Origin of the sequence: Streptomyces alboniger (genome assembly GCF_008704395.1) — a bacterium.
Taxonomy (GTDB): Bacteria; Actinomycetota; Actinomycetes; order Streptomycetales; family Streptomycetaceae; genus Streptomyces; species Streptomyces alboniger.
Genome location: NZ_CP023695.1, coordinates 6,157,466 through 6,168,922, shown reverse-complemented (window position 1 = coordinate 6,168,922; position 11,457 = coordinate 6,157,466). Strand labels below are relative to the sequence as shown.

2 protein-coding genes are annotated in these 11,457 nt (G+C 71.5%); both read left to right on the top strand.

Features of this window, described 5'->3' with window-relative positions:
* Window positions 1-14 precede the first annotated feature (14 nt).
* Window positions 15-5,594, top strand: a complete 5,580-nt coding sequence (locus tag CP975_RS27310; protein WP_425474283.1) for a type I polyketide synthase — start codon at window positions 15-17, stop codon at window positions 5,592-5,594.
* 78 nt (window positions 5,595-5,672) lie between these two features.
* Window positions 5,673-11,315: a type I polyketide synthase gene (locus tag CP975_RS27305; protein ID WP_425474282.1), complete on the top strand. Its 5,643-nt coding sequence runs from the start codon at window positions 5,673-5,675 to the stop codon at window positions 11,313-11,315.
* Window positions 11,316-11,457 lie beyond the last annotated feature (142 nt).

Here is an 11,457-nt window from a genome sequence, read left to right as displayed (position 1 = left end):
GATGTGTGGAGCTCTTGATGACAACGTCCCAGGCACAACTCGTCGAGGCGCTGCGTGCGTCGATCAAGGAAGCCGAGAGCCTGAAGCAGCAGAACCGGCAGCTCGTCGGTGCGGCGACGGAGCCGGTCGCGATCGTCGGCATGGCCTGCCGCTACCCGGGCGGGGTCGCTTCGCCCGAGGACCTGTGGAGGCTGGTGTCGGCCGGGGTCGACGCGATCTCCGGGTTCCCGACGGACCGCGGCTGGGACATCGAGGGGCTGTACGACCCCGACCCGGACAAGCCCGGCAAGATCGTCTCGCGTGAGGGCGGATTCCTCTACGAGGCGGGGGACTTCGATCCGGCGTTCTTCGGGATCTCCCCGCGTGAGGCGCTGGCGATGGACCCGCAGCAGCGGCTGCTCCTTGAGGCCTCGTGGGAGGCGTTCGAGCGCGCCGGTCTCGATCCCGAGGCGATGCGCGGCAGCCAAACGGGCATGTTCGCCGGGGTGATGAGCTCGGACTACTACTCCGAGTTCACCAAGTCCGTCGAGGGGCTCGAGGGCTATCTCAGCACCGGCAACTCGGGCAGTGTCGCCTCGGGCCGCGTCTCGTACGTGCTCGGCCTGGAGGGCCCGGCCGTCTCGGTGGACACCGCGTGCTCGTCCTCGCTGGTGGCCCTGCATCTGGCGGTCCAGTCGCTGCGCCGGGGCGAGTGCTCGCTGGCGCTTGCCGGTGGTGTCACGGTCATGTCGACGCCGGACACGTTCGTCGAGTTCTCACGCCAGCGGGGCCTCGCCCCCGACGGCCGCTGCAAGCCCTTCGCGGGCGCGGCGGACGGCACCGGCTGGGCGGAGGGCGTGGGCATGCTCCTCGTCGAGCGCCTCTCCGACGCCCGCCGCAACGGTCACCAGGTCCTTGCGGTGATCAGGGGTACGGCCCTCAACCAGGACGGCGCGTCGAACGGTCTGACGGCGCCCAACGGGCCCTCCCAGCAGCGCGTCATCCGGCGGGCACTGAGCAACGCCGGTCTGTCGACGAGCGACGTCGACGCGGTCGAGGCGCACGGCACGGGGACGCGGCTCGGCGACCCGATCGAGGCGCAGGCGCTCCTTGCCACGTACGGCCAGGGCCGCGAGGGCGCGGAACCGCTCTGGCTCGGCTCCATCAAGTCCAACATCGGCCACAGCCAGGCGGCTTCGGGCATCGCGGGCATCATCAAGATGGTCATCGCCATGCGGGAGGGCCTGCTGCCGAAGACCCTGCACGTGGACGAGCCGGCCCCCGAGGTGGACTGGTCGGCGGGCGACGTCCGCCTGCTGACCGAGGCCCGCAAGTGGCCGCAGGTCGACAGGCCGAGACGGGCAGCGGTGTCGTCGTTCGGCATGAGCGGCACGAACGCGCACGTGGTGCTGGAGCAGGCGCCGGCGGCGGACCTCGGGGCAGGCGAGACACCGATCGTCGCCGGCCCCGTGCCGTGGGTGCTCTCGGGCAAGACCGAGGACGCGCTGCGGGGGCAGGCCGACCGGCTGCTCTCCTTCCTGGAGCGCAAGCCCGAGCTGGGCCCGGCGGATGTCGGCTACTCCCTGGCGGTGTCGCGCGCACGGTTCGAGCACCGGGCCGTGGTCACGGGCGCGAGCCGTGAGGAGCTGCTGGCCGGACTGCGGTCGGTGGCTGCCGGGGAGGCGCCCTCGGGGAGCGTCAGCCGTGGCCGACTGGCGTTCCTGTTCACGGGGCAGGGCAGCCAGCGGGCCGGGATGGGCCGCGAGCTGTACGAGACGTATCCGGTGTTCGCCGCAGCCTTCGATGAGGTGTGCGGGCAGTTTGACGGGCTGCTTGAGCGTCGGCTGAAGGATGTCGTCTTCGGCACGAGCGGCGGGGATGCCGGTCTGCTCGACCAGACCGTGTACACGCAGGCCGCACTGTTCGCCATTGAGGTCGCACTGTTCCGGCTGGTGGAGGCGTGGGGGCTGACCCCTGACTTCCTCGTCGGACACTCGGTGGGTGAACTGACTGCCGCCCATGTGTCGGGGGTCTTCACCCTGGAAGATGCCGTCAAGCTCGTCGCCGCGCGTGGACGGCTTATGCAGGCGCTGCCCGTCGGTGGGGCCATGGCCGCGATCCAGGCCACGGAGGCGGAGATCCTGCCGCTCCTGGAAGGCCGCGAGTCCGAGATCGCCATCGCCGCCATCAACGGGCCTACCTCGGTCGTGGTTTCCGGTGACGAGGCCGCCGTGACCGAGGTGCTGGAGCACTGGCGTGAGCAGGGCCGCAAGGTCCACCAGTTGCGCGTCAGCCACGCCTTCCACTCGCCGCGCATGGAACCCATGCTGGAGGAGTTCCGCACCATCGCGGCGGGCCTGTCCTACGGGACTCCGAGCATCCCGGTCGTCTCCAACCTCACCGGCCAGCTCGCCTCTCCCGAGGACATCGGCTCGCCCGAGTACTGGGTCCGCCACGTCCGCCAGGCCGTCCGCTTCGCCGACGGCATCACCCACCTCGCCGAACAAGGCGTCACGTCCTTCATCGAGCTGGGCCCCGACGGCACCCTTTCCGCCATGGCCCAGGAGACCCTCACCGACACCGACACCGCGGCCTTCACCTCCGTACTCCGTAAGAACCGCCCGGAAGCGGAAACCCTCACCCAGGCCATCGGCACCGCCCACATCCACGGCGCCGAACTCGACTGGGACCGCGTCTTCGCAGGCCGGGGCGCGCGGCGCGTGGACCTGCCCACCTACGCCTTTCAGCACCAGCGCTACTGGCTGCGGGCCACCGCCCCGGCCGGTGATGCCTCAGGCCTCGGGCTGGACACGACAACGCATCCGCTGCTCGGCGCCGCCGCGATCCTCCCCGAGACCGGTGGTGTGCTGCTCACAGGCCGGCTGTCGCTTCAGTCGCAGCCGTGGCTGGCCGACCACACCGTCATGGGCACGGCAGTGGTGCCGGGCCCGGCGCTGGTCGAGCTGGCGATCCACGCCGGTGACCAGGTCGGCTGCGGGTCCCTGGAGGAGTTCACGCTCCAGGCTCCGCTCGTCCTTCCCGAGCAGGGCGGCGTAGTGCTGCGGCTGACGGTCGATGCCGCCGATGAGCGGGGCCGCCGGGCAGTGGCGATCCACTCGCGGCCCGACAGTGCCGGGGACGACACGTCTTGGTCCAAGAACGCCGTGGGCCTGCTCACGGACGAAACGTACGGCGAGGGCTCCGATCTGTCGGTGTGGCCGCCGCGGGGTGCCGTCGCGATCGACGTCGACACCACCTACGAACACCTCGCACACACCCAACTGACCTACGGACCCGCCTTCCAGGGCCTGCGCGCCGCCTGGCAGCTCGAAGACGACATCTACGCCGAGGTCACCCTCCCCGAAACCGCCACCACCGACGGCTTCAGCCTCCACCCCGCCCTTCTCGACGCCACCCTGCACGCCCTGCCCCTCACCCCCCACGAACAGGCACGCACCACCTCCACCTGGAACCACGTCACCCTCCACGCCACCGGCGCCACCACCCTGCGCGTCAAACTCTCCACCACCAACAACACCCTCACCGCCACCGACAACACCGGCACACCCGTACTCACCGCACAGACCATCACCTGGCGCCAGACCACCCCCGACGAACTCACCACCGGCCACCACCCCTTCCACGACTCCCTCTTCCACGTGCAATGGCCGCAACTGCCCCTCCCCCCGGCCAACCCGGGCGCGTGGGCGGTGGTGGGTGAGCCGGACGGCTTCGGCGTCGGCGGTCCGGTCTTCGCGGACCTGGCCGAACTGGCCGCCGCCGACACGGTTCCCGAGGTCGTTCTCGCTCCCCTGGCGGGATACGGGGACACCGACGCGGCCACCGCCGCGCACCGGGCCACCCGCCACGCACTCGCCCTCGTCCAGGGCTGGCTGGCGGAGGACCGGTTCGCCGGATCCCGCCTGGTCCTCGTCACCCGGGGTGCGGTCGCCGCCCGGCCCGGCGAAGACGTGACCGATCTGGCCAACGCGCCCGTCTGGGGCCTCGTACGCTCCGCGCAGGCCGAGAACCCCGACCGGTTCCTGCTCCTCGACACCGACGAATCCGCCGGGCTCGCGGTCCTGTGGCCGGTACTGCGGGCCGGTGAGCCGCAGGCAGCCGTGCGGGAAGGGGCCGTGCACGTACCGCGGCTGAGCCGGGTCGCCAAGGCCGTCGACGCCGGTGAGATCGCCACGCACGGCCCGGACGGGACCGCTCTGATCACCGGAGCCGGGACACTGGGCGGCCTCGTCGCCCGCCACCTCGTCACCGAGCACGGCGTACGCCACCTCATCCTCACCAGCCGACGCGGCCAGAGCGCGGACGGCGCGCCCGAGCTGGCCGCCCAGCTAGCCGAACTGGGCGCGCACAGCGTGCAGTTCGCCGCCTGCGACATCGCTGACCGCGAGGCCCTCGCGGCTCTCCTGGGCGATATCCCCGTCGACCGCCCCCTCACCGCCGTCTTCCACACCGCCGGTGTCGTCGACGACGGCCTGGTCACCTCCCTCACCCCTGAGCGCCTCGACGCGGTCCTGCGGCCCAAGGTCGACGCCGCTCTCAACCTCCATGACCTCACCAAGGACCTGGACCTCACCGCCTTCGTCCTCTTCTCCTCCTCCGCCGGTCTCTTCGGCGACCCGGGTCAGGGCAACTACGCCGCCGCCAACACCTTCCTCGACGCACTCGCCCACCACCGCCACGCACTCGGCCTGCCCGCCACCTCCCTCCAATGGGGCCTGTGGGAACAGCGCAGCGGAATCACCGGACACCTCACCACCGCCGACATCGAGCGCATCCACCGCTCCGGCATGACCCCCCTCCCCACCACCCACGCCCTCCAACTCCTCGACACAGCACGCACATCGGGCCACCCGGCGCTCTCCCCCATGGGGCTGCACCCGGCTCGCATCCAGGTGGACGACGGTCCGGCTTCCGCGATCCTGCGCAAGCTCGTACGCGTACCGGCGCGGCGCGTGGCGCACGCGAACGCCGGCGCCGCCGGTGGGGCGAAGGCCCCGTCCTTCGCCGAGCGCCTCGCCGGACTGTCACCCGCCGAGCAGCTGAGGAGCGTCCTCGAACTGGTGGCATCGAACGTGGCAGCGGTGCTCGGGCACTCGCAGACCGGCTCGATCGACGCCGAACGGAGCTTCAGGGAGCTGGGCTTCGACTCGCTGACCGCCGTCGAACTGCGCAACCGCCTGAACGCGCGCATCGGCGTGAGCACCGGGCTCCGCCTCTCGTCCACCCTGGTCTTCGACTACCCGACCCCGCAGGACCTGGCGGAGTACCTGTGCGGCGAGATGGTCGGGGGTACCGCGGACGCGGCCGCCGCCGCGCCCGTCGGCTCGGTCCTGTCCGAGCTGGACCGCCTGGAGTCGGCGATGTCCCGCGTCGCGCTCCACGGCGACGCGGGCAGTGAAGCGAATGGTGACGGGCACGGCGACGCGGGCGAGCGGGCGGAGAGGGTCACGGAACGGCTGAAGAGCCTGCTCTCCAAGTGGAACGAAATCCAGGGCGCCACGACCGGGGCGGCCGCGGACAGTGACGACGATCTCGAATCGGCGACCGCCGACGAGATGCTTGCCCTTATCCAGCGGGAATTCGGCAAGGCCTGAGAATCCGCCGCGTACCGGGATCCAGTGAGATCCCGGTACCGGCATCTTTGGCTCTCGCACAGCATTTGACTTCGATAGGTGATAAATCTGATGGCGCAGGACGAGAAACTTCTGGAAAATCTCAAGTTCGTGACGGCCGAGCTGCGCCGGACCCGTCATCGCCTGGTCGAGGTCGAGGAAGCGGAGCACGAGCCGATCGCGATCGTGGGCATGGCCTGCCGGTTCCCCGGCAAAGTCGCCTCGCCCGAGGATCTGTGGCGGCTGGTGGCGGACGGGGTCGACGCGATCTCCGACTTCCCCGAGGGCCGTGGCTGGGAACTGGACACGCTGTACGACCCGGACCCCGACCGCCCCGGCACGACGTACGTGCGCCAAGGCGGTTTCATCGAGGACGCCGACGCGTTCGACCCGGCGTTCTTCGGGATCTCGCCGCGTGAGGCCGTCGCGATGGACCCCCAGCAGCGTCTCGCCCTGGAAACGTCATGGGAAGTGCTGGAGCGTGCCGGGATCGACCCCGGTTCACTCAAGGGCAGCTCGACCGGCGTATATCTGGGCATGATCCACAACGAATACGGCTGCATTCTCCCGACCGTGCCGGCCGATATCGAGCCGTTCCTGTCCAATGGAAATGTCAACAGCGTCGCCTCGGGACGGATCGCCTACAGTCTCGGCCTCCAGGGGCCCGCGATCACGCTGGACACCGCGTGCTCGTCGTCCCTGGTCTCCCTGCACCTCGCCGCCCAGGCGCTGCGGCGCGGTGACTGCGCGCTCGCGCTCGCCGGCGGGGCCCAGGTCCAGGCGACCCCCATCTCCTTCACCGACTTCGCCCGGCAGCGGGGACTCGCGACGGACGGCCGCATCAAGGCGTTCGCGGACGGCGCGGACGGCACGATCTGGGGCGAGGGTGTGGGCATGCTCCTCCTGGAGCGGCTCTCGGACGCGCGGCGCAACGGTCGTGAGATCCTCGCCGTGATACGCGGTTCCGCCATCAACCAGGACGGTGCGTCGAACGGCCTCACCGCCCCGAACGGCCCCTCCCAGCAGCGCATGATCCGCCAGGCACTCGCGGACGCCCGGCTGACGACGGCGGAAGTCGACGTGGTCGAGGCGCACGGCACCGGGACCACGCTCGGCGACCCCATCGAGGCGCAGGCCCTCATCAACACCTACGGGCAGGGGCGCGAGGGGGCCGAGCCGCTGTGGCTCGGTTCGGTCAAGTCGAACCTCGGTCACACGCAGGCCGCCGCGGGAGTCGTCGGCGTCATCAAGATGGTCATGGCACTGCGCCACGGCGTCATGCCCAAGACCCTCCATGTCGACGAGCCCTCGCGGAAGATCGACTGGTCGGCGGGCGACGTCCGCCTGCTGACCGAGGCCCGCGAGTGGCCGGACACCGGGCGCCCGCGTCGGGCGGGCGTCTCGTCGTTCGGCCTCAGCGGCACGAACGCGCATGTGATTCTGGAGCAAGTACCGGCCGCCGAGCCGGAGCCGCCCTCCGAGGCTCCGGTTGTCGGTGGGGTTGTGCCGTGGGTGCTCTCCGGTAAGACGCAGGACGCGCTGCGGGCGCAGGCCGAGCGGCTGCACTCCTTCCTGCGGGACAACTCCGAGCTGCGTCCGGCCGACGTGGGGTACTCCCTTGCTGTGACGCGGGCTCGGTTCGAGCACCGGGCCGTCATCACGGGTTCTGATGTGGATGAACTCCTCGCGGGTGTGCAGGCGTTGGCGGCCGGGGATGTGTCGGGTGCCGTGGCCTCGGGGAGTGTGCGCCGCGGGCGGGTCGCGTTCTTGTTCACGGGGCAGGGCAGCCAGCGCGCCGGGATGGGCCGCGAGCTATATGAGACCTATCCGGTGTTCGCCGCAGCCTTTGACGAGGTGTGTGCGCACTTTGAGGGGCAGCTTGAGCGTCGGCTGAAGGATGTCGTCTTCGGCACGAGCGGCGGGGACGCCGGTCTGATCGACCAGACCGTTTACACGCAGGCTGCGCTCTTCGCCATCGAGGTCGCACTGTTCCGGCTGGTCGAGGCGTGGGGGCTGACCCCCGACTTCCTCGTCGGACACTCCGTCGGTGAACTGGCCGCCGCGCACGTTTCCGGCGTCTTCACCCTGGAAGACGCCGCCAAGCTCGTCGCCGCGCGCGGGCGGCTCATGCAGGCGCTCCCCGCTGGCGGGGCCATGGCTGCCATCCAGGCCACGGAGGCGGAAATCCTCCCGCTTCTGGAAGGCCGCGAGTCCGAGATCGCCATCGCCGCCATCAACGGGCCTACCTCGGTCGTGGTTTCCGGCGACGACACCGCCGTAGTCGAGGTACTGGAGCACTGGCGCGAACAGGGCCGCAAGGTCCACCAGCTCCGCGTCAGCCACGCCTTCCACTCCCCCCGCATGGAACCCATGCTGGACGAGTTCCGCACCATCGCGGCAGGTCTGTCCTACGGCACCCCGAGCATCCCGGTCGTCTCCAACCTCACCGGCCAGCTCGCCACCCCCGAAGACATCAGCTCACCCGACTACTGGGTCCGCCACGTCCGCCAGGCCGTCCGCTTCGCCGACGGCATCACGTACCTCGCCGAGCAAGGCGTCACGTCCTTCATCGAGCTGGGCCCCGACGGAACCCTCTCCGCCCTCGCCCAAGAAATCGCGTCCGACAGCGAAGAAGCGGTCTTCACCCCCGTACTCCGCAAGAACCGCCCCGAAGCGGAAGCCCTCACCCAGGCCATCGGCACCGCCCACATCCACGGCGCCGAACTCGACTGGAACGGTGTCTTCGCAGGCAGAGGCGCGCGCCGCGTCGACCTCCCCACCTACGCCTTCCAGCACCAGCACTACTGGCTCGAAGGGCCCGCCTCCGCTCATGACGCCGCCGGCCTGGGGCTCGTGGGGAGCGAGCACGCGCTGCTCGGAGCCGCCGTGACCCCCGCCGACTCCGACAGCCTGCTGCTCACCGGCCGGGTCTCCCTCCGCACGCACCCGTGGCTGGCCGACCATGCCGTCATGGGCACCGTGCTGGTTCCCGGCACCGGGCTCGTGGAGCTGGCGATCCACGCGGGCGGCCAGGTCGGTTGTGGTCAGGTCGAGGAGCTGACGATCCAGGCTCCGCTCGTACTGCCGCAGGCCGGGGCGCTTCAGTTGCAGGTGGTCGTGGGCGCCCCCGACTCGTCGGAGCGCCGCACGGTCGGCATCTACTCGCGCCCGGACAACGCCGTCGACGAGCCGTGGACGCCACACGCCGTGGGTGTGCTCGCGCCGACCGTGGCGGCCGTGGACGCCGATCTGATGTCGTGGCCGCCGGCCGGTGGTGAAGAGGTCGCGCTCGACGGTCTGTACGAAGGTCTTGTCGAGCACGGCTACGAGTACGGGCCCACCTTCCAGTGCCTGCGCTCGGTCTGGGTGCGCGGCGAGGAGATCTTCGCGGAGGTCGAGCTGGCCCCGGGCACCGGGACCGACGGGTTCGTCGTGCACCCCGCGCTTCTCGACGCCGCGCTGCACGCCGTCATCGTCGGCGCCGAGCACGCCGCGCGGAGCGGTGGCGGGGGCGAGGAGGCCGAGGTGCGGCTCCCGTTCTCGTGGGCCGGTGTCAGCTTCCACGCCGAGGGCGCCTCGCGTCTGCGGGTACGCCTCAGTGTCGACAGCGACCGGCGGATCACGCTGGCGGCCGCCGACACCACCGGTGCCCCGGTCGTCTCCGTGGAGGGCCTGGCGACGCGTCCCGTCTCGGCGGGGCAGTTGTCCTCGGCCGGCGGGGCGTGGCACGAGTCGTTGTTCCGCGTCGACTGGGTGAGCGCCCCGGATGTCGCGGCGGCGCCGATCGCGTCCGCCGGCGGGCGGTGGGCGGCCCTGGGGGACGACGGGTTCGGTCTGCACGGTGTACTGCGGGAGGCCGGCGGCTCGGCGGAGCCGACGGTCCACGCGGACCTCGCCGGTCTCGCGGCGGCCCTCGACGCGGGCGCGCCCGTGCCGGAGATCGTCTTCGTGCCCTTCGCGCCGGTCGGCTCGGAGGATCTCTCGGGCCTGGCGGAGGGTGCTCGCGCCGCTTCCGTACGGGCGTTGGAAACCGTACGGGCGTGGCTGGCCGATGAGCGGTTCGGCGGGTCGCGGCTCGTCCTGGTCACCCGCGGGGCCACGGCCGGGCGTGCCGACATGGCTCCCACCGACCTCGTGCACGCACCCCTATGGGGTCTGGTCCGCTCGGCCGAGGCCGAGAACCCTGGGCAGTTCGTCCTCCTCGACCTCGACCCGGCCGGCGCGGACACCGTGACGCGTGACGTGCTGGCCTCGGCGGCCGTCTCCGAGGAGCCCGAGCTGGCCGTGCGCGGCGGCGCCCTGTACGTGCCGAAGCTCGCCAGGACCGAGGCGCCCGCCGAGCCCGCCCGTCCGCGGCTCGACCCCGAGGGCACGGTCCTGATCACCGGTGGTACCGGCACGCTCGGCGCGCTGGTGGCGCGGCACCTGGTGAGCGAGTACGGCGCCCGCCGATTGCTGCTGGTGAGCCGCCGCGGGGCGGCGGCAGCGGGCGTCACCGAGCTGGTGGCCGAACTCGGCGCACTCGGGGCCGAGACGACCGTCGCCGCGTGCGACGCCGCGGACCGGGACGCTCTGGCGGCTCTTCTGGCCGGTGTGCCCGCGGACCGTCCGCTGACCGCTGTCGTCCACACGGCGGGCGCCCTCGACGACGGTGTGGTCGGCTCGCTCACCCCCGAGCGCCTTGAGGCGGTCATGCGGCCGAAGGTCGACGCGGCGGTCAACCTGCATGTGCTGACCCAGCACCTCGACCTGGCCGCGTTCGTGCTCTTCTCCTCGGCCGCGGGTGTCTTCGGCGGCCCCGGCCAGGCGAACTACGCCGCGGCGAACGTGTTCCTCGACGCTCTCGCGCGCCACCGCAGGGCCGTCGGCCTCACCGCCCACTCGCTGGCCTGGGGCCTGTGGGAGCAGCGCAGCGACCTGACCGCGAACCTCGCCACCGGTGACGTACGGCGCATCACGGGATCGGGGCTGGCCACGATCTCCTCGGTCGAGGGGCTCGCCCTGTTCGACGCCGCGCTGGCCACCGCGGAGGCCGTCTCCGTGCCGGTGCGCCTCGACCTCCCCCGGCTGCGCGCCCAGGCTTCGTCCGGTGAACTGACCGCTCTGCTCGACCGGCTGGTCAAGGCGCCGGCACGGCGGACGGCGCCGGCCGCGGCGGACGCGGAAGCACAGGGCAGTTCGCTCGCGCAGCGGTTGTCGGGGCTCGCCGCGGACAAGCAGGCCGGCGTGCTGCTGGAGCTGGTCCAGTTGAACGTCGCCAAGGTGCTCGGCCTGACCGGCAGCAGGCAGGTCGAGCCGGACCGCGGTTTCCTTGATCTCGGTGTCGACTCGCTGACCGCCCTGGAGCTGCGCAACCGGCTGGGCGGCGCGACCGGCCTCCGGCTCCCCGCGACCCTGATCTTCGACTATCCGTCGGCGGGCGCGGTCGCCAAGTACCTCGGCACGCAGTTCTCCGCCGACGCCGCGGGGCCGGGTGCCACCCCGGTCCATGCCGATCTCGGCCGCCTCGAGGCCACCGTCTCCGCCGCCGAGCTGTCCGACGAGGACCGCGACAAGGTCGTCAACCGGCTCCAGTCCCTGCTGGCCGCGCTCGGCCGCCCGGTGGTCGTAGGGGGTGGCGCCGGGGCCGCTGCCACGGACCTCACGTCGGCGAGCGACGACGAGATGTTCGCCATGATCGACCAGGAGCTGGGTCTGTCCTGACCACGGCAATTCTCTCCGGCCCAGGGCCGGTCACCTCCCCAAAGGAGCGTGGCCGGCCCTGGGGGGCGTAGGGGGGCTCTTAGGGAAGGTTAGGGGTGCCGCGGTCGGGTGGTCATCTCCTAGCGTCGTATGTGAAGTCATG